The 22,830-nt window shown below is 73.6% G+C and carries 18 protein-coding genes and 1 pseudogene; 6 read left to right on the top strand and 13 right to left on the bottom strand.

Annotated features, from left to right (window positions below):
• Nucleotides 1–51 precede the first annotated feature (51 nt).
• Both HNR61_RS23270 and HNR61_RS23265 read left to right on the top strand, forming a co-directional pair.
• On the top strand, nucleotides 52–414 hold the full coding sequence (locus HNR61_RS23270) for a nuclear transport factor 2 family protein (RefSeq protein ID WP_182845324.1): 363 nt from the start codon (nucleotides 52–54) through the stop codon (nucleotides 412–414).
• Nucleotides 415–848: 434 nt separating this feature from the next.
• On the top strand, nucleotides 849–1,856 hold the full coding sequence (locus tag HNR61_RS23265) for a hypothetical protein (RefSeq protein WP_182845323.1): 1,008 nt from the start codon (nucleotides 849–851) through the stop codon (nucleotides 1,854–1,856).
• 78 nt (nucleotides 1,857–1,934) lie between these two features.
• Here HNR61_RS23265 and HNR61_RS23260 read toward each other — a convergent pair whose 3' ends face one another.
• The 7 genes and pseudogenes from HNR61_RS23260 to HNR61_RS23230 form a co-directional block, all read right to left on the bottom strand.
• Nucleotides 1,935–3,113 (bottom strand): GDSL-type esterase/lipase family protein, encoded by a 1,179-nt coding sequence (locus tag HNR61_RS23260; protein ID WP_182845322.1) that lies wholly within the window; start codon nucleotides 3,111–3,113, stop codon nucleotides 1,935–1,937.
• 55 nt (nucleotides 3,114–3,168) lie between these two features.
• Nucleotides 3,169–3,737, bottom strand: a pseudogene (locus tag HNR61_RS23255) (TetR/AcrR family transcriptional regulator).
• A 112-nt stretch (nucleotides 3,738–3,849) separates the two neighbouring features.
• Complete coding sequence (locus HNR61_RS23250; protein ID WP_182845321.1) at nucleotides 3,850–4,803, bottom strand: sigma-70 family RNA polymerase sigma factor; 954 nt, start codon at nucleotides 4,801–4,803, stop codon at nucleotides 3,850–3,852.
• A gap of 18 nt (nucleotides 4,804–4,821) precedes the next feature.
• The gene (locus HNR61_RS23245; protein ID WP_182845320.1) at nucleotides 4,822–6,021 is read right to left on the bottom strand and encodes an NAD(P)/FAD-dependent oxidoreductase; all 1,200 of its coding nucleotides are present in this window, start codon (nucleotides 6,019–6,021) and stop codon (nucleotides 4,822–4,824) included.
• Between the two features lie 211 nt (nucleotides 6,022–6,232).
• Complete coding sequence (locus tag HNR61_RS23240) at nucleotides 6,233–6,772, bottom strand: DUF1062 domain-containing protein (protein WP_312898047.1); 540 nt, start codon at nucleotides 6,770–6,772, stop codon at nucleotides 6,233–6,235.
• A gap of 273 nt (nucleotides 6,773–7,045) precedes the next feature.
• Complete coding sequence (locus HNR61_RS23235; protein WP_182845318.1) at nucleotides 7,046–7,783, bottom strand: VOC family protein; 738 nt, start codon at nucleotides 7,781–7,783, stop codon at nucleotides 7,046–7,048.
• Nucleotides 7,784–8,210: 427 nt separating this feature from the next.
• Nucleotides 8,211–9,356 carry a serine hydrolase domain-containing protein gene (locus HNR61_RS23230; protein ID WP_182845317.1) on the bottom strand — a complete coding sequence of 382 codons (1,146 nt, stop codon included), beginning with the start codon at nucleotides 9,354–9,356 and terminating at the stop codon, nucleotides 8,211–8,213.
• 123 nt (nucleotides 9,357–9,479) lie between these two features.
• Between HNR61_RS23230 and HNR61_RS23225 the strand changes: the two genes are divergently transcribed.
• Nucleotides 9,480–12,608 carry an AfsR/SARP family transcriptional regulator gene (locus HNR61_RS23225; RefSeq protein ID WP_182845316.1) on the top strand — a complete coding sequence of 1,043 codons (3,129 nt, stop codon included), beginning with the start codon at nucleotides 9,480–9,482 and terminating at the stop codon, nucleotides 12,606–12,608.
• 92 nt (nucleotides 12,609–12,700) lie between these two features.
• On the opposite strand, the gene HNR61_RS23220 is transcribed toward HNR61_RS23225, so the two are convergent.
• Nucleotides 12,701–13,033 carry a cupin domain-containing protein gene (locus HNR61_RS23220; protein ID WP_182845315.1) on the bottom strand — a complete coding sequence of 111 codons (333 nt, stop codon included), beginning with the start codon at nucleotides 13,031–13,033 and terminating at the stop codon, nucleotides 12,701–12,703.
• A 71-nt stretch (nucleotides 13,034–13,104) separates the two neighbouring features.
• Here HNR61_RS23220 and HNR61_RS23215 point away from each other — a divergent pair, with 71 nt between their 5' ends.
• Nucleotides 13,105–14,055, top strand: a complete 951-nt coding sequence (locus HNR61_RS23215; protein ID WP_182845314.1) for a helix-turn-helix domain-containing protein — start codon at nucleotides 13,105–13,107, stop codon at nucleotides 14,053–14,055.
• 12 nt (nucleotides 14,056–14,067) lie between these two features.
• Here the strand turns inward: HNR61_RS23215 and HNR61_RS23210 are convergent, their stop codons facing one another.
• The gene (locus tag HNR61_RS23210) at nucleotides 14,068–15,324 is read right to left on the bottom strand and encodes a carotenoid oxygenase family protein (protein ID WP_182845313.1); all 1,257 of its coding nucleotides are present in this window, start codon (nucleotides 15,322–15,324) and stop codon (nucleotides 14,068–14,070) included.
• Between the two features lie 78 nt (nucleotides 15,325–15,402).
• On the opposite strand from HNR61_RS23210, the gene HNR61_RS23205 reads away from it, so the two are divergent.
• Complete coding sequence (locus HNR61_RS23205; protein ID WP_182845312.1) at nucleotides 15,403–16,101, top strand: TetR/AcrR family transcriptional regulator; 699 nt, start codon at nucleotides 15,403–15,405, stop codon at nucleotides 16,099–16,101.
• A gap of 8 nt (nucleotides 16,102–16,109) precedes the next feature.
• On the opposite strand, the gene HNR61_RS23200 is transcribed toward HNR61_RS23205, so the two are convergent.
• Together HNR61_RS23200 and HNR61_RS23195 are read right to left on the bottom strand one after the other, a co-directional pair.
• Nucleotides 16,110–17,774 carry an acyl-CoA carboxylase subunit beta gene (locus tag HNR61_RS23200; RefSeq protein WP_312898046.1) on the bottom strand — a complete coding sequence of 555 codons (1,665 nt, stop codon included), beginning with the start codon at nucleotides 17,772–17,774 and terminating at the stop codon, nucleotides 16,110–16,112.
• Complete coding sequence (locus tag HNR61_RS23195; protein ID WP_182845311.1) at nucleotides 17,771–18,826, bottom strand: NAD-dependent epimerase/dehydratase family protein; 1,056 nt, start codon at nucleotides 18,824–18,826, stop codon at nucleotides 17,771–17,773. Before HNR61_RS23195 ends, HNR61_RS23200 begins: the two co-directional genes overlap by 4 nt.
• Nucleotides 18,827–19,179: 353 nt before the next feature.
• Here HNR61_RS23195 and HNR61_RS23190 point away from each other — a divergent pair, with 353 nt between their 5' ends.
• The gene (locus HNR61_RS23190) at nucleotides 19,180–20,343 is read left to right on the top strand and encodes an epoxide hydrolase family protein (protein WP_182845310.1); all 1,164 of its coding nucleotides are present in this window, start codon (nucleotides 19,180–19,182) and stop codon (nucleotides 20,341–20,343) included.
• A 65-nt stretch (nucleotides 20,344–20,408) separates the two neighbouring features.
• Here the strand turns inward: HNR61_RS23190 and HNR61_RS23185 are convergent, their stop codons facing one another.
• Together HNR61_RS23185 and HNR61_RS23180 are read right to left on the bottom strand one after the other, a co-directional pair.
• Nucleotides 20,409–21,644 carry a cytochrome P450 gene (locus tag HNR61_RS23185; RefSeq protein WP_182845309.1) on the bottom strand — a complete coding sequence of 412 codons (1,236 nt, stop codon included), beginning with the start codon at nucleotides 21,642–21,644 and terminating at the stop codon, nucleotides 20,409–20,411.
• A 16-nt stretch (nucleotides 21,645–21,660) separates the two neighbouring features.
• On the bottom strand, nucleotides 21,661–22,812 hold the full coding sequence (locus HNR61_RS23180; RefSeq protein WP_220509698.1) for an MFS transporter: 1,152 nt from the start codon (nucleotides 22,810–22,812) through the stop codon (nucleotides 21,661–21,663).
• Nucleotides 22,813–22,830 lie beyond the last annotated feature (18 nt).

Genomic DNA, 22,830 nt, shown 5'->3' with positions numbered 1-22,830 from the left:
ACCTACCCGTGACGGATTCGTCGGCCACCAGGCCACTTCTACGTTCGGGACATGCAGAAATTCGACGAGCTGGTGGCGAACTACCTGGCCGCCTGGAACCAGACCGACCCGGGGGCGCGCCGCGCCGCCCTGGCGGAGATCTGGACACACGACGGCGTCTACACCGATCCGATGGGGGTCGCCAGGGGCCTGGAGGCGATCGACGCGGCCATCGCGGCGGTTCAGCGCCAGTTCCCCGACCTGGTCTTCACCCTGGCCGGTCCGGTGGACGCCCACCACGACATCGCCCGCTTCACCTGGGAGCTGGGACCGGCGGGAGGGGAGCCGCTGGTGGTCGGCTTCGACGTGGCGGTCTTCACCCGCGAGGGCCGTATCGGGCGCGTGCACGGCTTCCTGGACAAGCTTCCCGCCTGAGGGGGCGATAGGTTCTTCACCGGCCCCGGTGGGACCCGCCTGACGTACGAGGGCCACGGGCAGGGGCTGGCCCCTGGGGCGACGTTGCGGATGCGGCACTCCGCCTTCCACGCCGATCACCGCGCCGTCCCACGGAAGATCACCGTGCCCGCCCTGGTGCACGGTGACGCCGACCTCCCCGTTCCCGTGCGGGTGAGCGGACGCCGCACCGTCGTCCTCGTCCCCGGCGGTCCGCAAGGAGTACCCCGCGACGGGCCACGGCCTCTTCGTCAGCCACACCGAACGGCTGAACGCCGACGTCTTGGAGTTCATCAGTCGCGAATCCCCGGCTCCCGGACCGTCCGGCCCCAGAACGGGCCGCGCTCCCGGCGAGCGAGCGTGCGGTCCGCACCGCGGTTTCCTTCGCCCATCCCCTTCATTCGCAAGGAGCAGCAGTGAGAATGCGTCATATCGGAGCGTCCCTGTCCGCGGCGGCGATCACCGTCTCGGTGGTCGTCCCCGGCCCGGCCCACGCGGACGGCCAGCCGGTGATCGAGGGCAAGGTCTCGACCGCCGCCAAGACGTTCATCGACCGGCAGACCAGGTTCGGCGGGATGCCGACCCACACCGACCCCGGCCTCCCCGACGACACGGACCTGGAGAAGCGGGTCGGCGTCTACTCGGAGATGTGGCACGAGAACGCCACCCTCTGGGAGGCGGCCTCCGACCCCATCCCGGGGCGGGCCAAGATCGAGGGTTCGATCCGCTCGACCCTCAAGCTCGTCCCGTCGCTCAGGTTCCACCCGGTCCGCATCGGCACGGCCCGGAACGTGGTCATGTACGGCGCGGACAACCAGGCCACGCTCAACGGGAGCAAGGTCGAGTACCCCGCGATCTACCGGGTCGTGGTGGACGAGAACGGCGACGTGGTCCAGGGGCGGCGTTACTACGACCGGTTCACGTGGTTCAAGCCGCTCGACGGCGGCCTGGAGGACCTCTTCCAGGGGGTGACGGACCAGAGCCGCGGCACCGCCCCGGCCGCCAAGGGCACCGCGCACCCCGGTAACGCCCCCGGCCGCAACGCCGCCTGGAACCGGCGGGACGCCGCCGCCCTGGTGGACTCCATGGGCGAGGCACCGCTGTCGGGCACCGGACTGGGCGACCGCAAACTGCACACCCGGGGCGCCAAGCTGGCCTACCTCCAGCGCCTCTTCGGAAAGCTCAGTACCGCCCCCGACGCCGAACTCGCCCCGGGCGAGACCGTGCGCACCCGCGCCGCCACCTACCAGGAGTGGCACGGAAAGGTGCACAGCCAGAAGCGCACGACCTCCTTCGGCCTGATCGAACGCTTCGGGTACCGCCACGGCAAGGTGACCGACTGGAGCCTCACCTTCGACACACTCCCCTTGATCGCCGATGACACCAAGATCGGCAAGCTCTATCAGATGATCAAGCCCTCCTGACGCCACCACGGTCGAACCTTGGAGACCGGCCTGCGCGGGGCGCCGCACGGGCCGGTCCATGTTCCACCGCTGGTGTGGTCAGCTCGTCTCGGCGGCGAAGGGGCCGTCGTCGCCGAACGCGAGTCTCGCGAAGTTCTCGGCGATGCGGCGGTGGCCCGCGGGGTCGGGGTGGACCTCGTCGGGCAGGGGGAACTCGGCGTAGTCCGCCTCGCCGTAGAGGTCGCGGCCGTCGAGGTAGTGCAGGTTCGGGTCGTCGGCCGTCCACTGCTTGACGATCCGGGTGAGTTCGTCGCGGATGACGTTGAGGGTCAGGCGCCCGGCGGCGCGTTCGGCCGGATCGCCCGTGGCCTTGAACCGCAGGGTTCCGCCGGCGAGGTCGGGCATGAGCGGGCCGGGGGTGTCCTCCTGCACCGGGCACAGGATCGGGGACACCACCAGCAGTGGCGTGGTCGGATGCCCCTCGCGGACGGTGTCGAGGAAACCGTGGACCGCGGGGGTGAAGGCGCGCAGGCGCATCGCGTCGGTGTTGACGACGTTGATGCCGATCTTGAGGCTGATCAGGTCCGCGGGGGCGTCCCGCATCGTGCGGGCGGTGAACGGGTCCAGCAGCGCGCCGCCGCCGAACCCCAGGTTGACCAGCTCCACCCCGCCCCGGGCCGCGGCGCGGGCCGGCCAGGTGGCGGTCGGGTGGGCGGCGTTCGAGCCGTGGCTGATGGAACTGCCATGGTGCAGCCACACCCGGCGCCCGCTGTCCGGCGCCCGTTCGACGGGGGCGTCGGTGCGCAGGGCGACCAGCTCGGTGATCTCGTTGTGCGGAAGCCAGATCTCGACGTCCTTGTCCCCCGCGGGCAGGCCGGCGAAGCGGGCGGTGCCGACGGGCCCCTCCGACGGTTCGAAGGACTGGGTGACCATGTCGGTGATCGTGTGCACGTTACCGCCGTCCACCGTGGCCTGGGCGGCGAGACGGCCGTCGACCAGCAGGTCGTACACGCCGTCGGCCGGGGCCGGGTAACCCCGGTAGACCCGTTTGGTGGGCAGCGTGTCGAGTTCGATCGTGGTGGCCCGGGTGCGGAAGGCCAGCCGCACGCCCGAGGGCTGCGCCTCGACGATGGCCAGTTGGCCGTCGGGGATCTGCCGGCGCGCCCGAGCGGGCAGCCGGTGCGGCAGCAGGCCGCGCGCGGTCGCCTCCAGGTCGATGTGACCGCGCAGGATGCCCGCGGTGACGGGTGTGGTGATCCAGTCGTGCTCGGTGTTCATCGCCTCGGCCTGTTGATCGATGCTTCCGGTCTGTACGCGGGCGGCGGGCCGCCGGTCAGGAGGTGGCCCGGTTCCGCAGCAGGGCGTCGAGGGAGTCCAGGATCCAGGCCCGGGATTCCTGCGGGTCGACGGCGGTGTGGCTGAAGCCGCCGGCCGTCTCCAGGCTGACGTAGCCGTGGAAGACGCTGCCCAGCATCCGGACCGCGTGCGTCTGGTCCGGTTCCGCGAGGTCGTAGCCGCGCAGGATCGCCCGCGCCATCTGCGCGTGCCGGACGCCGGCGCTGGCGGCCGCCGTCTCGGGGTCGAGCCGGAGGCGGGCGGCGGCGTCCGGCCGGGGTGCTCCCGGGCGTAGTCGCGGTAGGCGTCCGCGAACGCGGCCAGGGCGTCCCTGCCCGCGCGCCCGGCCAGGGCGTCGGTCACCCGGTCGGCGAGCTCCTCCAACGCGAACAGGGCGATCCTGGTCCTGAGTTCCTGGGAGTTCCTCAGGTGCGGGTACAGGCTCGCGACCTTGACGTCGAACCGCCGGGCGAGCACCGAGACGGTCACCTGGTCGAACCCGACCTCGTCGGCCGGTTCCGCCCCCGCCCGGGTCAGACGCTCCGGAGTCAACCCTGCTCTGGCCATGCCCCCTCCCCTATGCCTACAAGTATTCTGCATTCTCCTAATAGATTTAGGCAAATGCATGTGTCGCATAGGAAGCCTTGTCGGCCGCAGGTGACCGGCAGCGCGGTGCCGATCACCACTCGGGGATGATCGGCATGTCCGGTTCGCGCTGCCGCCAGGCTTCGGAGAGGCGGACGAGGCGGGTGGGGGCGGCGATGCCGCGCACGGCCGCGACCTTGCCGTTGGCGATGTCGAACGCCACGGCGCCGACGACCCGGTCGCCGAGCACGACGAGGATGGCGGGGGCGCCGTTGACGAGCGCGTAGTGGACGGCGGGCGTGCCTCCGATGAATCGTCGTTTCGCGGACGTGGGTCTGAAGCCGGCCCGTGCGACGGCGGCGATGCGCTGCGGGGTGTCGTACTCCAGCAGCCTCTCGGTCAGGCCGGCGCCGTCGGAGATCGCGATCGCGTCGTCGGTGAGCAGCGCCACCAGCCGTTCGGTGCGGCCCGAGGAGGCGGCGGTGAGGAACTCCTCGACGACCCTGCGGGCGGACGCGGGGTCGACCTCGCCGCCGCGGCGGCGCGCGGCGGCGATGCGGCGCCGGGCCCGGTGCAGGTGCTGCTGGCTCGCGGACTCGGTGATGTCGAGGATCTCGGCGATCTCGGTGTGGCCGTAGGAGAACGCTTCGCGCAGGACGTAGACGGCCCGCTCGAAGGGTGACAGGCGCTCCATGAGGGTCAGCACGGCCAGGGAGACCGATTCGCGCTGCTCGAACGTGTCGGCCGGGCCGAGCATCGGGTCGCCGTCCAGGAGCGGTTCGGGCAGCCAGGCGCCGAAGGCGCGCTCGCGGCGGGCCTGTGCCGAGCGGAGCCGGTCGAGGCACAGGTTGGTGACGACCTTGGTCAGCCACGCTTCCGGCACCCTGATCCGCTGGCGGTCGGCGGCCTGCCAGTGCAGGAACGCCTCCTGCACGGCGTCCTCGGCGTCGGCGGCGGAGCCCATCAGACGGTAGGCCAGCGAGGCCAGCCGGTTCCGGCTGGCCTCGAACCGACCGGTGTCGAAGCGGTCGGCGGCGGTGCTGTCCACGCGGATCACCCTAGACGGCTACGCGAACGCCTTCTCGGCGGACACATCCGGCGCCGTCGCCAGGCGGTGCCTGTGCTTGGGCAGGCCGAAGGTCGGGTGCGAGGTGGCCCACAGCGACATCGCGATGATGCTCGACTTGAACCGCGCGGCCTTCCTGCCGCCCACGTACCTCGGCTTCGCCCGCCCTTCGTCGTCGACCGCCTGCCAGATCCCGTCCCGCCGCCCGAGGCTGATGTGGTTGCCCGGGTAGACCAGCTTGGTGTGCTGGATCTTGTGGCCGGTCAGGCGTCCCATGATCGCGTCGATCGCCTGCTTGCTGGTGTAGCCGGCCGAGGCGCAGGACATCGGCAGCGGCCGGCCGTTGTCGCCGATGGCGTAGGCGCTGTCGCCGACGGCGTAGACGTCCGGGTGCGAGACCGACCGCATGATGCGGTCGACGACGATCCGGCCGTTCTCGGTGACCTCCAGCCCGCCGGCGGCGGCGATGGGATTGACCGCGAACCCGGCCGTCCACACGGTCGCGTCGGATACCAGGGCGGTGCCATCGGCGCACAGCACCCGCGCCGCCTCGACGGCCTCGACGCTGGTGTGCTCCAGGACGGTGATGCCCAGCCGGTCGCAGGCCTGGCGCAGGTACCCGCGGGCTCCGGCGGAGAGCTGAGCGCCCAGCTCCCCGCGGGCGACCAACGTCACCGACAGGCCGGGCCGGGATTCGGCGATCTCGGTGGCGCTCTCGATGCCGGTCAGTCCGTCGCCGACGACCAGCACGTTCCCGCCTTCGCTCCGTTCGTCCAGGCCGTCCAGGCGCTCGCGCAGGCGCAGCGCCGAGGAACGACCGGCGACGTTGAAGGCGTGCTCGGCCACGCCGGGGACGCCGTGGTCGTCGACGTGGCTGCCGAGCGCGTAGACGAGCGTGTCGTAGCCCAGCTCGCCGCCGCCGTCGGCGTCGGCCACGGCGACGACCCGGCGTTCGGGGTCGACGGCGGTGACACGGGCCAGGCGCAGCCGTATCCCCGTGCCCGCGAAGACGTCGGCGAGCTTCGGGGTCTCGATCTCCTGGCCCGCCGCGAACTGGTGCAGCCGCAGCCGCTGGACGAAGTCCGGCTCGGCGTTGACCACGGTGATCTCGGTGTCCGCCGGGGACAGCCGGCGGGCCAGGTTCCCGGCCGTGAAGGCCCCGGCGTAGCCGGCGCCGAGGACGAGGATGCGGTGCTTCATGGGTGCTCCTGTCGGTTCGCTTGCTTCCGGTGAATTGAGCGGAGCAGCTCCCCGATTGCTGACAGGAACGGGATGTGGCGTGAGTCACAGCGGGCGGGTCCACCGCGGCCCGCCTCGCACGCCGTGGTTGCCCGGGGGGCGGCTCCATGGTGCCGGAGCCGCCCCCCGGACGTGGGTTGTTGCTTGCTGATTCCCGCGGGAACGCGCCCCGCTAGTCCTCGGGCATCACGACGAAGGTGAACCCGGCGCTCGTGGAACGGCGCAGCGGAACGTCGCACTTGATCCGGCGCCGCACCTCGTTCCTGCTGAGGCCGAGCCCCCGCGCGATGAGCCGTTCCGGACGCACCGGCACCGGATCCTCGAAGGTGACCTCCACCCGGACCGGCCACGCCTCGTCGAGCCGGGCCGCCGGGGCGTCCAGCCGCCAGGCCCCCGCCCAGTCCAGGGCGAAGCGGTTGCGCCGGGCGAGCAGCGGATCCAGCAGCCTGGACGCCACCAGTTCCGGATCGTTGGCGTGGTAGCCGTCGAGTTCGGCCGGATCCAGGGAACCGACCGGCGCTCGCTCGTGCACGGCGAGCTTGCTCGTCCTGTCGCAGGAGGTGCAGCGGACCAGCAGCCACACGTGCAGCAGCTTGCCGTTGGCGTTGACGCGGAACCTGCCCTCGCCGGTGGTGGCCGACTCCGAGCCGCAGTCCGCGCACCGCAGCGACAGCAGGGGCAGCCTGGTCCGGCGGACGGTCCAGGGCAGCACGGTATGAGGTTGTGAAGACATGAGCTCTCTAGACCTGACACGAGGCCGATTACGCGCGGCCTCAAACGCTGTATGACCGGGCGCGCGAGGGCAGCCCGGCAGAGCCGACGGGTGGGTCGGCTACAGGTGAGCGGAAGAAGGTGTCAGGTCTGGAGAGCAGGCGGGGTCACGCGGTTCTGTCCTCTGTCCTCACGGCGACGGGCCGCAGGCAACCTACGGGAACCCGGAAGGAGTCCTCAACCGGTTTTCCGGCCGGAACGAAGCGCCCGCGTGTCAGCCCCGTCCGAGGACGCAGAACTCGTTGCCCTCCGGGTCGGCGAGGCACTTCCACGAAACGTCGCCCTGGCCGACGTCGGCGTCGGTGGCGCCGAGGGCACGCAGCCGGGCAACCTCCGCCGCCTGGTCGTCACCGGGGTACGGCAGCACGTCCAGATGGGCGCGGTGCCACACGGTGTTCTCGCCGGACGCGCGGCGGAACTCCAGGTACGGCCCGACGCCCTTGGCGGAGCGCAGCCGCGCGTGATCGTCGGTCACCTCGTGCACGGTCCAGCCGATCGCCTCGCCCCAGAACCGGACCATGGCCCGCGGGTCGGCGCAGTCGACCACCACCGCGGCGATCGGCCCGGTGTCCTGGTAGATCGGCCGGGGCTCCAGCACGCGGAACACGTTGCCCTCCGGGTCGGCCAGAACCGTCCACGGAACGTCGCCCTGACCCATGTCGACGGGCGTCGCACCGAGATCCTTCAGGCGCGCGACCAGCTCCACCTGGTGGGCCTCCGAGGTGGTGGCGAGTTCGAGGTGCGTGCGGTACCTCACCGTTTCGGGGTCCGGGACGGTGACGACGTCGACGCAGACGGCGGTGGGGTCCGGCCAGTCGAAGCCCACGGGTTCGACGTTGGTCACACCGGGCCCCTCGCTGGAGACACCCCAGCCGAGCGCGTCCGCCCAGAACCTGCCGAGGGCCGCGTCATCCCGGGCTTTGAAGTTCACCTGAACGAGTTGCAACGCCATGCCGACCGATCGTAGGCCCGGGTGGGCGAACGTCGCGAACCGGCCGGAAGGAGGAAGATCATGTGCGCGTGCCGCCGCGCCGCTGGCCGCATGGATATGTGGCAGGAGATCGATGACGCGGGCGGTGCTCCGCGATCGCCGGACCGGCGGGCGATGCTGGCGGCTTTCGGAGGAGCGGCCGCAGGGGCCGTGGGACTGGTCGGCAGGCACCGGCGTTCGCCGCCCCGGCCCGACCTGCCGGGGCGCCGCTTCCGGGGAAGGACCGTCCTGATCACGGGTGGCACCTCCGGTTTCCCGGGCCCCCGCTGAGAGCCGCCTTTCGCAGGAGGACGCCCGAGGGGGCCGCTCCCCCCGGGCGTCCCCGGCCTTCGACCCGCGGGGCGGGTGGGCGTGGTGCCCCGCCGCCCCGGCCCCCGTGTCTACGTGCCTACGCGTCGATCGTGATGCCGAACTCCATTTCAACGATCTTGAAGAGGAGGTCCCAGCCCGTCGCCTCCTTGTTGGTGTGGAAGGCGACGGTGCGCCCGTCGTCGGGGGCGCCCAGCGCGCAGAACATGTGTCCCCAGTAGCTGCCGCCCACACCGCGCACGACGCGCCCGCCCGTCACCGCCCTGTCGAGCTCGAACATGCCGAGGCCGTAGCGGGTGTGCGGCAGCCAGTTGGCGCCCTCGGTGGGGACCGTGGTCCACATCTTGCGGTGCTGCGCGGGCGGCAGCAGGCCGCCGCCGACCATGGCCTCGATGAACCGGATCATGTCGCCGGTGGTCGAGATGAGGTTGCCGGTCTCCCAGGAGGTGTTGAACTCGGTGACGTCGAGGGGTTCGAGGCCCGGGTCCTCCATCATCGACTCCCAGTTGTCCGAGGTGACGTCCGCCGGGTCGACGCCGTCCCTGTAGAACTGGGTGGAGTACGCGCGCGGGTGCGGTCCGCGGTATCCCGTCTCCGTGTCGGGGCGCGCGTAGGTGGAGGTCAGGCCGAGCGGACGGATGACGGCGCGTTCGACCTCGTCGGCGTGGCTGTTGCCGGTGACCTTCTCGATGATCGCGCGGGCGAAGTAGTAGCCGCCGTTGGCGTAGACGAAGCGCTCGCCGGGCTCGCCGACCGGCGGCTGGGACACCGCCAGCCTCAGCAGGTCATCGAGGGTCCAGACGTCGAAGCGGTGCTCGGCGAACCGGGACCGGCTGGCGTAGCCGGACACCAGCTCCGGCGCGAGGCCCGTGGCGAACAGGCCGCCGGTGTTGCCGAGCAGATGCCTGATGGTGATCTTGTCGCCGTCGTAGCCGTTGGTGGCCAGGGCGCCGGGCAGCCACTTGTGCACCGGGTCCTCGATGCCCAGCCGGCCCTCGGCCTCCAGGGTGAGGATCGTGGCGGCGGTGAAGGCCTTGCCGCCGCTGCCGATGGGCAGGAGCTCCCCCGGCCCGCGCCGGGCCCCGGTCGCGAGGTCGGCCACCCCGGCGGTGCCGAACCAGGTGCCGTCCGCGTCCTTGACCTCGACGACGACGCCGGGGATGTCGAACTCGGCCACCGCCCGCTCCAGCGCCCGCTGCGTCCCCTCGTGTCCCTTGCCCGTCATGTCGTTCCTTCCGGTGAGCCGTCGTTGACGTTCTCGACGATGCCGATCGGCGATGACAGCGCTCTCACAGCGCTACGACAGGCCGCGCGGTCCCTGTGAGCGGGTCCTCCTAGCCTTGTGGGCATGCGGATTCAGGTGCTGGGGCCGGTCCGGGCCTGCGGGGACGACGGAGCGCCGATCGACGTCGGCGGGGCCAGGGTTCGTGCGCTGCTGGCCAGGCTGGCGCTGGCCGCCGGCGAGGTGGTGCCGGTCGAGTCGCTCGTCGACGGGCTGTGGGGCGATCATCCACCGCGGGAGAGCGGCAGGGCGCTGCACGCGCTGGTGTACCGGCTGCGGCGGGCGCTGGGCGAGGCCGCAGCGGTCGAGCTGGCGTCCGGTGGGTACCGTCTTCACGTACGCGCCGACGACGTGGACGCCCACCGCTTCGAGAGGCTGGCCGAGCGGGGCCGCGGCGAGCTGGCCGCCGGTCCCGGACCGCAGGCCGCGGCGCTGCTGGGCGACGCGCTGGCGCTGTGGCGGGGCGACGCGCTGGCCGACGTGCTCGACGCTCCGTTCGCCGGCGCGGTCGCCGCCCGCCTGGAGGAGCTGCGCGCCACGGCCACCGAGGACTGGTTCGAGGCGAAGCTGCTGCTGGGCGGCCACGGCGAGATCCTGGCGGACCTGCAGGCGGCGACCGCGGCGCATCCGCTGCGCGAACGGCTGGCCGTGCTGGGCATGCGGGCGCTGCACGCGTCCGGCCGCCAGTTCGAGGCGCTGGCCCTGTTCGAGAGGGTGCGCCGGACGCTCGCCGAGGAGCTGGGCGTCGACCCCTCCGAGGAGCTGCGGAGGGCGCACCTGACGGTGGTGCGCGGCGAACCCGGGCTGCCGGAGCGCTCCCGGGCGGCACCGGGGCGGCTGCCGACCCCGCTGACCGGCTTCGTCGGCCGGCGGGAGGAGCTGAGACTGCTCGCCGGGCTGCTGGAGGGCTCGCGGCTGGTCACCGTCGTGGGTCCCGGAGGGGTGGGCAAGACCCGCCTGGCCGTGGAGGCGGCGAGCCGCCATCGGGCCCACCGGCGCGGCCGCGTCTGGCTCGTCCCCCTGGCCGGGGTGGACGCGCCGGACGGGCTGCCCGGAGCGGTGCTGGGCACGGTCACCGCGGCGGAGGCCCCGCCGCAGGGGACGCCGCTCGACCGGTCGGTCGCCCTGCTCGCCGGTGACGAGGGCGTGCTCCTGCTGGACAACTGCGAGCAGATCTCCGAAGCGGTGGCCGGGTTCGCCCGGCGGCTCCTCGAACGCCTGCCGAACCTGACCATCCTGGCCACCAGCAGGGAACCGCTGGAGGTCATGGGCGAAGCGCTGTGCCGGCTGGCCCCGCTCGCCCTTCCCCCGGCGCACGCGGACCCCGTCCGCGCCGCGGAGGCGACCGCGGTGCGGCTGTTCCTCGACCGGGCGGCCGCCGTACGGCCCGGCTTCGCGCTGGACGAGTCGACGGTGGGCCCGGTGGTGGACATCGTGCGCCGTCTGGACGGCCTGCCGCTCGCGCTGGAGCTGGCCGCGGCGCGGCTGCGCACGATGGACGCCGGCGAGCTCTCCCGGCGGCTGGACGACCGCTTCCGGCTGCTCGGCACCGGCAACAGGACGGCCCGGCCGCGGCAGCGGACGCTGCGGGCGGTCATCGACTGGAGCTGGGACCTCCTCACCGCCGAGGAGCGCGCGCTCGCCCGCCGGATGTCGGTGTTCCCGGCCAGGGCCGGTCTCGGCCCGATCGAGGCGGTGTGCTCGGACGACTCGGTGGGAGACGTCGCCTACCTGCTGGATTCGCTGGTCGACAAGTCCATCGTGGAGCGGTCCGGTGACGGCTACCGCATGCTGGAGACCATCCGGGCCTACGCGGCCGGCGAACTCCGCTCCGCCGAGGAACGCGACGCCGTACGGCGAAGGCTCACGCGCCACTACGCCGACCTGGCCGAGCGGCACGAGCCGCTGCTGCGCTCGCACCGGCAGGCGGAGTCGCTGCGGCTGTTCGGGTTCGAGTACGACAACCTCGTGCACGCCCTCCAGGCCGCCATCGACGACGGTGACGCCGACGCGGCGGCCCGCATCCTCGGCCCGCTGTACTGGTACTGGGACACGCTGCGTTATGACGGCCGGGCCGACGCCTACGTGGCGAGGGTGCTGGAGTACGGCGACGCGCTGCCCCCGGCGGCCAGGTCCGCGTTCGCCACGATCCACCTGCTGGCCGGTGGAGGGGACGCCGAACGGCTGCGGGCGGCGGTCGAGGACTGCGCGCGGACCGGCGCGCTGCCGCGCTACCCGATGCTGCTGACCATGACGCTCACGGCGGCCTCCATGGCCGGGCTGGACGACCTGGTGGACCGGGAGATCGCCCGCGTTCGGGACGGCTCGGACGGCTGGGCCGTCGCCCACACCCACCTGGTCGAGGCGCTGCGCAGCCGTGTCCGCGGGGACTGGGCGGGCGGCGCGACCGCGGCGGCGCGGGCGTTGCGGGCGTTCGAGGAGGCGGGCGACCGGTACTGGACCGCGATGATGCTGAACGGCACGGCGCAGATCCACGCCGTCGAGGGCCGGCACGACGAGGCGGTCGCCGACTACGGGCGCAGCATCTCGATCAGCACCGGCCTCGCCTGGCAGGAGGAGATCTCCTCCCGGCTCGGGCTCGCCACGGAGCGCATGCGCGCCGGCGATCCGAAGGGCGCCTGGCGGGAGCTCGGAACCGCGGAACGGGCGGCCTGGGACCGCGGTCAGCCCATGCTGGAGATCCAGGTCCACACCTGCGCGGCGGAGCTGTACCGCCGCCGCGGCGAGATCGACCGGGCCGACCGGGAACTCGACCGGCTGGAGAGGGTCGCCCGCGTGCTGGAGCTGCCCGCCGAGACGAGCCGGAGCCTGCTGCTGCCCGCCAGGACCGCGAACCTCCTCACCGCCGGTGACGCCGCGCGGGCGCGCCGGATGCTGCCCGGCGCCGTCCGGGCGGCGCAGGCGAACATGGACCTCCCGCTGGCCGCCCAGCTCCTGGCCCGGCTGCGGTCGCTGGAGGGCGATGCGGAGGGGGCGGCCACCGCGCTCGGCATGAGCGAGGTCATCCGCGGCGCCTTCGACCGCGGCGACCTGGAGCTGGGCGCGTTCGCGGCCACCCTCGCGGACCGGCTCGGCCGCGACGGCTACGCCGGGGCCTATCGCCGGGGCGCCGCCATGCCACGGCAGGAGGCGGTCGACACCCTGACCGGCATCGCCATGGAGTCGCCGAACTGACCGGACCGGCCGGACAGGGCCGTCAGGCCGACGGGACTGACGGCCCTGGACGTTCCGGCCTCTCTCCTCGACGTCACGCGGGCAGCGGGCGCCTAGCCTTCGGGGTAGAAGAGGAACAGCGTGCAGCCCGTCCTCGTCTGCGGGACATGCGAGGAACCCGCGGGGGCATGGATGAACGAGCCGGCCGGGTGGTCGCGGTCGCCGTCGTTGAAGACGCCCGAGACCACGAAGACCTCCTCGGGGCCCGGTTCGTGGACGTCCACCCCCTCCCAGCACGTGTTCGCGTCCATCTCCAGCACGTAGGCCTTCGCGCCGCCCGCCCCGCTCCACAGCGGCCGCGCGCGGATGCCGGGGAACAGTTCCCGGACCGGGGCGTCCCGGACGGTGGACCACTCACAGACAAGCGTGTTCCGCTCTCTCGTCATGGGACCAGCTTGGCGGCCGGCCGTCGCCTCACCCGTGTGTCAGGAAAGTCAACATGCGGTACTTTCCTGCCATGCATCGGGTGGTGGCGCTCATCCGCCCGCCCCAGTCGAGTTTCGAGTTGGCCTGCGCGGCCCAGGTGTTCGGGGTCGAAAGGCCGGGGCTTCCGGCCCGGTACGCCTTCGGCGTGTGCGCCGAGCGCCCCGGTCCGGTCGCGACGCTGGCCGGGTACGACATGCTCGTGACCGACGGGCTGGACGCGCTCGACGGGGCCGACACCGTGGTCGTCCCGGGCTGGCTGCCCGCCGGGGAGCCGCCCTCGCCCGAGGTCGTCCGGGCGCTGCGCCGCGCGCACTCCCGGGGAGCGCGGGTGGTCAGCATCTGCTCCGGTGCCTTCGCGCTGGCGCACGCCGGGCTGCTGGAGGGACGGCGGGCGACCACCCACTGGGCGCTGGTGGACGAGTTCGCCGAGCGCTTCCCGCGCGTCCGGGTCGACCTGGACGTGCTGTACGTCGACCACGGTGACGTGGCCACCAGCGCCGGCGCGGGGGCCGGTCTCGACCTGTGCATGCACCTGGTCCGCCGCGACCAGGGCGCCCGGTACGCCGCCCATGTCGCGCGGACCATGGTCATGCCGCCCCACCGCGAGGGCGGGCAGTTGCAGTACTCGGCGCCGCCGCATCCCGCGCAGATCGACGGCTCGCTCGCGCCGCTGCTGGAATGGGTCGCCGGGAGACTCGGTGAAGCGGTGACCGTCGAGAGCATGGCCGCACAGGCAGGCGTCTCGACGCGCACCCTCGCCCGGCGGTTCGCCGACCAGCTCGGCACCAGCCCGGGGCGGTGGCTCCTCGCCCGGCGGATCGCCGCCGCCCAGGAGCTGCTGGAGTCCTCCGACCTTCCCCTGGAGGCCGTCGCCCACCGCGTCGGGCTCTCCTCGGCCACCAATCTCCGCAGGCGCTTCCGCAACGCCCTGGGCACCACGCCGGGCGCCTACCGCCGGGCCTTCCGGGCCAGGCCGCGCTGACGGCCCGCGCGTTCAGACGAGGCGCGACCACGTCTCGAAGTCGAAGGTCATCTCGCCGCCTCGCTCCTCGCCGCGGCCCAGGGAGTCCCGGGCCGGTATCCAGGTCCGCGACAGGTCCGCGTCCAGCGGGGCGGGCAGCCGCACCGCCGCCGGGTCCCGCGCGGGGTCGAGCGCGTCGAACACGCGCAGCTCCCACCGGGCCTGGCCGGGATGCCGGGCGACGGCCACGATCCACCCGGCCCCCTCCGCGTCGGGGCGGCGCGGGTCGGGGGCGAAGACGGGAGCGCCGACCCGCCAGCCCGGTCCCAGCGCGGCGGCCCGCTCCCCGCCGCCGGCGAGGTCGTGGCGGCGGACGGTCGCGCCGCCCTCGTTCCGCGTGGCGAACAGGTGGCGGTGCCGTCGGCCGCTCACCCGTGGGTCGACCGCCGCGGCCGTCGCGGCGCCGACCGCGTGCTCCCCCACCAGGAGGCCGTCCGCGGGGTCCAGCCGCCAGCGCGTCACGCGGGACGGCCCCCGCGTCACGACGTCCACGACGATGTGGCGGCCGTCGTCGTAGGCGTTGACGACCTCGACCACCGTGCGCCGGTGGACGTCGATCCACCGTGGCGCGTGGCGGCCCGCGTGGTCGTGCCGGAGGACGCCGAGCCGCGGCGCGCGGCCGGGACGCGCCGTCTCCCCCACCCGCGCGCCGATGAGCGCGGCGGCCGGGGAGTGCGCGGCGCCCGAGTCGAAGATGATCAGGTGGTCGCGGGTGGCCGCGACCATGCGCACCAGCGGCGACCCGTCGAGCGGGAACGGTTCGGCGCTCAGCACCGTGCCGTCCGGGCCGACGACCAGGTGCTCGGCGTGGTCGAGTCCGGGGCAGGTGGCGACGGTGTGCCAGACCGGCGCGTCCGCCGCCCGCGCCGGGCGCGCGAAGGCGGTGGGGGCGGGCGCGTCGGGGTCGTCGTCCCGCGGGTGCCTCGGCCAGATCGCGGGGGCCAGCGCCGGGACCGGCGCCAGGGGACGGGAGCGCGTCACGGGGAACCTTCCCCGCAACCACCGCGCCTCGCCACCGGCGATCCGCACCCCGGCCAGCAGCGGCGGGCCCGCGAGCATGTCGCCGTGGGAGCCCGGGACGCTGGGATGGGACACCGCCTGCGCGTAGCAGCCGTCCAGCGCGTCAGGGAGTGCTCCGACGACGTCGAACGGGCCGTCGGCGGGCGACCGTCGCGGCGGGGCGGCGGCGAGCGACGTCCGTGGGCCGGAGTCCGGGACGGTGGAGGGCATCGCCACCTCCGCAAGCTGGGAGATCTTCAATAACAGTGTTTTGCCAAAAAAATATCGGTGTTATGCAACAATGTCAATGTGAGCCCGCGCAGCCTCGACCCCGATCTCCGCGACACGTTGGTGGACATCGCCGCCCGGCTGCTCGCGGCCGAGGGGCCGCAGGCCCTGACCACGCGCCGGGTCGCCGCCGAGGCGGGCAGCTCGACGATGGTCCTCTACACCCATTTCGGCTCGCTGGGCGACCTGGTCCGCGAGGTGGTCCGCGAGGGCTTCGCGCGCCTGCAGGACCACCTCACGCGCGTGCGGGCGACCGACGACCCGGTCGCGGACACCGCGCTGCTGGGGCGGGCCTACCGGCGCAACGCCCTGGCCAACCCGCATCTGTACTCGGTCATGTTCGGCAGCGCCACGCTCGGCGGGTTCTCGCTGTCGGAGGAGGACCGCCACCACGGCCGCTACACGCTGGCCAACGTCGTCGAGTCCGCCGCCCGCTGCGTCGCGTCCGGCCGGTTCCGCGCCGAGGACCCCGAACTGGTCGCCCACCGGCTGTGGAGCGCGATCCACGGCCTGATCACGCTGGAGCTGGGCGGATACCTCATCGCCCCCTACGACGCCCACACCTGCTTCGAGTCGCAGCTCGTCGCGCTCATGGTCGGCTCCGGGGACGCGATGGAGGCCGCCACCGCGTCGGTGGCGGCCTCCGGGCTCCGGCTGGACGAGATCGCGGGCGCGGTCGGCTCGGCGGACGGACCGCCCGCGCGCCCCGGCCGCGCCTGACCCGCCCCCTACAGCGGCGTGTTGCCGTGCTTGCGCTGGGGCGGGCTCCTGCGCTTGTTCCGCAGCATCTCCAGCGCCCGCGCGACGGCGGCCCTGGTCCGCACCGGATCGATCACGTCGTCGACCAGTCCCCGCTCGGCGGCGTGGTAGGGGTGCATGAGCTGCTCGGAGTACTCGGCCACCAGCTCCGCGCGCAGCCCGTCCGGGTCGGCGGCGGACAGGAGCCGCTTGCGGAACAGCACGTTCACCGCCCCCTCGGCCCCCATGACGGCGATCTCGTTGGTCGGCCAGGCCAGCGACAGGTCGCACCCGATGGACCGGGAGTCCATGACGATGTACGCGCCGCCGTAGGCCTTGCGCAGGATGACCTGGACGCGCGGCACGGTCGCCTCGCAGTAGGCGTACAGCAGCTTCGCGCCGTGCCGGATGACCCCGGCGTGCTCCTGGTCGACGCCCGGCAGGAAACCCGGGACGTCCACCAGCGTCACCAGCGGGATGCCGAACGCGTCGCAGAACCGCACGAACCGCGCCGCCTTCTGCGCCGCGTCGGCGTCCAGCACCCCGGCCAGCACCATCGGCTGGCTGGCCACCACGCCCACGGTCTCGCCGTCGATCCGCGCCAGCGCGCAGATCACGTTGCGCGCCCAGTGCTCGTGGACCTCCATGAACTCCGCGTCGTCCACCAGCTCGCCGATCACCGCCCGCATGTCGTAGGGGCGGTTGGGCTCGACCGGGACGATCTCGGCCAGCTCCGGCCGCTCGTCGTCGGCCGCCCCGCACCGCCCGGCGGAGGGGGCGGGCTCCAGGTTGTTGCCCGGCAGCAGGGAGACCAGGTAGCGGACCTCCTCCAGGCAGGTCTCCTCGTCGTCGTAGACGAACGACGCCACGCCGGTGCGCTCGCCGTGGACGTCGGCGCCGCCCAGCTCGGCGTGGGTGACCCGGACCCCGCTCACCGCCTCGACGACCTCCGGCCCGGTCAGGTACATCTGCGCGGTGTCCCGCACCATGAACGTGAAGTCGGTCAGCGCCGGGGAGTAGGCCGCTCCCCCGGCGCACGGCCCCAGGATGACGCTGATCTGCGGGATGACCCCGGACGCCCGGACGTTGCGGTGGAAGATGCCGCCGTAGCCGTTGAGCGCCATCACCCCCTCCTGGATGCGCGCGCCGCCGCTGTCGTTCAGCCCGATCAGCGGCGCCCCGTTGTCCAGCGCCAGGTCCATCACCTTGTGGATCTTGGCGGCGTGCGCCTCCCCCAGCGAGCCCCCGAAGACCGTGAAGTCCTGGGCGTAGACGAAGACCCGGCGGCCGTGGACGGTGCCCGAGCCCACCACGACGCCGTCGGTGTGCGGGCGCTTCCGCTCCATCCCCAGGCCGTGCGCCTGATGCCGCCGGAACGGTTCCAGCTCGACGAACGAGTCCTCGTCCAGGAGCAGTTCGAGCCGTTCCCGGGCGGTCCGCTTGCCCAGCCCGTGCTGCCGCTCGATCGCCTCCGCCTGCCCGGCGACCACCCGCGCGCGCAGCTCGTCGTTCCGCGCGCGCAGCCCCCGCATCGGCGGCGCCGGCTCGGCGGCCTGCCGTCCCCGGCCGTCCTGCGCCTGCTCCGGCCCGGCGGGCCGCCGACCGTTCGGCCGCGGTACCGGGACCGGGACGAAATCGACCTCCGGCGCGCTCACCGCCTCACCTTCCCCTGTTCCCGTCGTTCCTGGAGAGCCCGCGAAGGAGGCTCGGCCGCCCGGCCCGCCTGCCGGGCCGACAGCAGCCCCGCCCGGTGCAACCAGCGCACCGTGTCCCCGAAGGTCTCGGTCACCGGGCGCGGCCCCGGTTCCCCGTCGACGCGCAGGTCACGGCCGCTGACATGGACGGCGCCGTACTCGGCGGGAATGTGCCATGGCCAGACGCGCTGCACGGCGTCGGTGAGCAGCCCGACCGGGACCACCGCGCGGGCCGGGAGGAACACGGTCGGCAGGCGGCGCCCGGTGACCTGGCGCAGGGTGGCCACGTACTCCCTCGTGGACATGTGCCGCCCCGGGACCAGGAGCCGTTCCGCTCCCCTCCCGGGGGCGTCGAACAGGTCCGCGTGGAACTCCGCCGCGTCCCGCACGTCCCCCACCGGGAATCCGCCGAGCGGCCAGATGGGCATCAGGCCGCGCAACGCGTCGCGCAGCCGGGCGGTCTGGTCGCCCAGCTTCGGGTCGTCCGGGCCGAGCAGGGCGGCCGGATAGGTGATCACCACCGGCGCGCCCCGCGACCGGTGGCGCCGCGCGATCCGCTCGGCCGCCGCCTTGGTCGACAGGTAGCACTCGCGGGGACGCCCGACCGGCGCGTCCGCGCGGACGCGCCGCCCGCCGTCCGGCTCCAGCACGCCGAACGTCGAGACGTGGACGACCGGATCGGCCCCCAGCCGCCGGGCCGCGCCGAGCACGACCTCCGTGCCCCGCTCGTTGGTCCGCCGCATGGAGGCGCGCCGCCTGCTGTCGAACGAGTAGACCGAGGCGGCGTGCAGCACGGCGTCGGCCCCGCGCACCAGGCGCCCGGCGGCGGCCTCGTCCGTGACGTCGCCGACCACCACCTCCACGGCGGAGCGGTCCACTCCCAGCGGCCCCAGCGCGGGTTCGACCCGTCCCTCGTCCCGGGCCAGCAGCCGGACGCGGTGTCCCCGCCTCACCAGCGAGGACACCGTATGGGCCCCCAGGAACCCCGTCCCGCCGGTCACGCTCACCAACATCGGACCAACTCCATCCGGCTCGGCGCGTCACGCGACCCGAACCCAGATCGCGGCGGTTTCGGTTACGAGCCTGCATCGCGGCCATGGCGATGTCTTCTTCGAACGGGCCGTCTTCCCCGTCCCGGGCCCGGCGGGCGGCGGCCGCCCGGCGGGCCCCCGCACCTGTCTCCCACATTGCTCGACATTTATCAAAGAATGCTTTTCTCGGCCGGGTCAAATCCCTGGAAGCGCACTCGAAAAGATGCGCTTCCCCCCGCCCCGGACGGACGATTCAGTAGTTGACACGGCCGGTGGCGAATCCTTTCGATCAATGGATGCCGTCCCGGTTCCCCGACCGCGCGAAGGAGGACGGAATGCGGCCGTTCCGCATCGAGATCCCATCGGGAGCCATTGACGATCTCAAGCAGCGACTCGCGCGGACCCGCTGGCCGGACGGGTACGCGGCGGGATGGGAACGCGGGGTCCCCGTCGACTATCTCCGGGAACTCGTGCGCTATTGGCGCGACGACTATGACTGGAGACAGGCGGAGGCGAGGCTGAACGACCTCCCGCAGTTCATCACGGAAGTCGACGGCGCGCAGATCCATTTCGTGCACCGGCGCTCCCCGGAGCCGGACGCGATTCCGCTGCTGCTGACGCACGGCTGGCCCGGATCGTTCGTGGAATTCGCCGACGTCATCGGTCCGCTGACCGACCCCCGCGCGCACGGGCTGGACCCCGCGGTCGCGTTCCACGTGGTGGCCCCGTCCATCCCCGGGTTCGGGTTCTCCCAGCCGCTCCGCCCCGGATGGGAGGCCGTCCGGATCGCGCGGGCCTGGAGCGAGCTGATGGAGCGGCTCGGCTACCGGAGGTACCTCGCGCAGGGCGGGGACGCCGGCGCGGTGATCTCCCTGCAGCTCGGCAGGTCGGACCCCGGGCACGTGCTCGGCGTGCACGTCAACATGCTGCTCACCTACCCGCCGCAGGACCCCTCCTCGCTGGCCGAGCTCGATGACGGCGACCGCGCCCGCCTGGACCTGATGGCGAGGTTCAACGCGGAGCTGTCGGGTTACATGACCCTGCAGATGAACCGGCCGCAGACGCTGGCGTACGCGCTCACCGACTCCCCCGTGGGCCAGCTCGCCTGGATCGTCGAGCGGTTCAAGGACTGGACGGACTCCACGGACGCGCCCGAGGACGCCGTCGACCGCGACCAGATGCTGACCAACGTGACGCTCTACTGGCTCACCGCCTCCGGGGGCTCCTCGGCGCAGCTGTACTACGAGGGCGCCGAGGGGATGCGGATGGCCGCCTCGGGGATCGCCCCGCCGCCGGTCACCGTGCCGGTCGGGGTCGCGGTCTTCCCGCGCGACATCTACCTGCCGGTGCGCAGGCTCGCCGAGCGGGACATCAAGACGATCGTGCACTGGACCGAGTTCGACCGCGGCGGCCACTTCGCCGCGATGGAGCGGCCCGCGGACTTCGTCCAGGACGTGCGGAAGTTCGCCCGCACCGTGCGTGACGCGGACGGGCGCTGAGCCGCCGACCGCCGTCCCCGGCCCGGTGCGGAGCCTTGCGGGCGCACCGGGCCGGGGGCGGCAGCTCACAGCACCGCGCCGTGGGCGGCGGGAGACCGCCGCCAGGAGACCGGCTCCGTCCTCACCGGCAGGGAGACCAGGCTCCTCCTGCTGGAGGAGACCCACCATCCCAGATCCGCCGAGGGCACCGCGAGGCGCAGGCGCGGGGTCCTTCGCACCAGCGCGCCGAGCGCCACGCGCATCTCCACCCGCGCCAGATGGGCGCCGAGACAGAAGTGGGCCCCGTGCCCGAACGCCAGATGCCCGCCGGACGCGCGGTCGGTCCGGAACCGGTGCGGGTCGGCGAACACGGTCCCGTCACGGTTGGCCACCGGCAGCGCGACGCTCACCTGGTCGCCCGCGCGGATGCGCACGCCGTCCACCTCGACGTCGGACGTGGCGGTCCGGGCCATGCTGAGGGTGACCGCGGGGCTGTGCCGCAGCGACTCCTCCACCACCCCGTCGAGCAGCCGGGGGTCCGCGCGGAGCCGTTCCGCCAGGGCGGGGCTGGACAGCAGGCGGTGGGCGGCGTTGGCGATCTGCGCCGCGGCCAGCGCGTGCCCGTCGAAGAACAGCGAGGCGGCCAGGCCGGTGAGGTCGTCCCAGCCGCCCAGCCCGCCCTCCCGGTGGGCGGCGACCAGCTCGCCCAGCAGGCCCGCCGGGGGCTCCTCGCGGTCGGCGAGCAGCTCCACGACCGCGGCGTGCAGCCGGAGTTCGCCGCGGTAGACCTCGGCCGGGCCGGCCTCCGGCGGGCCGAGCCGTTCGGTCGCGCACTGGAAGATCACCTCACGGCGCGCCGGGGGCACCCCGAGCAGCTCGCACTGCGCGCCGAAGGTCAGCGGGACGCAGAAGTCCCGCAGCAGGTCGCCGGTGGCGGGGGACACGTGGAGCTGGTCGAGGAGCACCTCCGCCATCCGCTCGACGCGCGGCTGGAGCGCCGCCACCCGGCGGGGCGAGAACGCCCTGCCGACCAGGCGGCGGATCCGGCCGTGCTCGGGCGGGTCGAGGTCGGTGACCGACATCCTCGCCGCGGGACCGCGCGGCCGGCGCAGCCCGGCCGACGGGCCCCGGGCGAACCGGGGGTCCCGCAGCACCGCGCGGCCCGCCTCGTACCCGGTCACCAGCCATTCCCCGACACCGTCGGCCTCCCGCAGGAGGGTCACGGTCCGCCCCTCGGCCACCGGGAACCGTCCGACCAGATGCCGGGGACACCGGCCCTCGACGAAGTCCGCGCCTCCCCGCCCTCTCGTGGCGTCGACCATGGTCCTGTCCTCCGCTTCATGGGTGTTCGGAACGGCTGGGAACGTTCAGGGCGAGCAGCGAGACGACGAACGCGACCAGGGCCAGCCCCGCGATGGCGGTGCGCAGGTCCAGCCACGCGGCGAACCAGCCCACCAGGGCGGGCCCGAGCAGGAGCCCGATGCTGGCCAGCGACGTGCTCGAACCCAGCACCGCGCCCCGGTTCTCCGGGGCGGCGCCGCGTCCGATCAGGCCGTAGGCGGTGGGCGGGGCCACCGAGATCGCGGCGCCGACCATGGCGGTCGCGGCCAGGGCGGACGCGGGGCCCCCGGCGGCCGCCAGCGCCAGGACCCCGAACGCCGCCAGGCCGCCCGACGCCAGCAGCACGGTCCGGTCGGAGGCGCGGCCCGACAGCCAGTGCCCCCCGAACCGGCCGAGCGCCATCGCCGCGGCGAAGACGCCCGGCGCCGCCGCCGAGAGCCCGACCGGCGCGCGGACGACGTCCGTCAGGAACACCGCGCTCCACTGCTGCACCCCGCTCTCCACCACCAGGGCGAGCGCGGCGAGCGCGCAGAACGGCAGGGCGGCGCGGCCGAGGCCGCGCCACCCGCCGCGCCGGCCGTCCCGGCTCCGCCCGGCCGGGGCGAAGCTCACGGGCAGGGCCGTCCTCCCCCACAGGAGCACGCTCGCCGCCACCGCGGAGTTGAAGCCCACCACGACGACCTCGGCGGAGATCCCGGCGGTGCGGACGGCTCCGGTGAGAAGGCTGCACGTCAGCAGGCCGACCGGGAACAGCGCGTGCGCCCGGTTCATGATCCGTTCTCCCGAGCCGGCCTCCACGGCGGAGGCTAAGGCCACGGCGACCACGTTGCACGCCCCCGAGCCGCATCCGAACAACGTGACGGCGACGAACAGCTCGGGGACCGAGCCGGCGAACGGGGGCGCCGTCGCGAGCACCGCGAACCCGATCATGAAGATCGGCACCATGCGGCGTCCCCACCTGTCGACCAGCCGCCCCGCGACGAACATCGTGGGCAGGGTGGCCAGCGCTCCCACGAGCAGCGCGGCGCCGTACTGCGCCTCCCCCGCGCCCGTGGCGCGCCGCACCTCCGGCATGAGCGCGAGGTAGGGACCCCACAGGGCCCCGTAGGCGGCGAACACTCCGAAGACGGCCGCAGAACCGTGGCGCACGCGCATCCCGGGGCGTCC

Source organism: Actinomadura kijaniata (genome assembly GCF_014138665.1).
Taxonomy (GTDB): domain Bacteria; phylum Actinomycetota; class Actinomycetes; order Streptosporangiales; family Streptosporangiaceae; genus Spirillospora; species Spirillospora kijaniata.
This window is presented reverse-complemented; position numbering and strand designations above follow the sequence as displayed.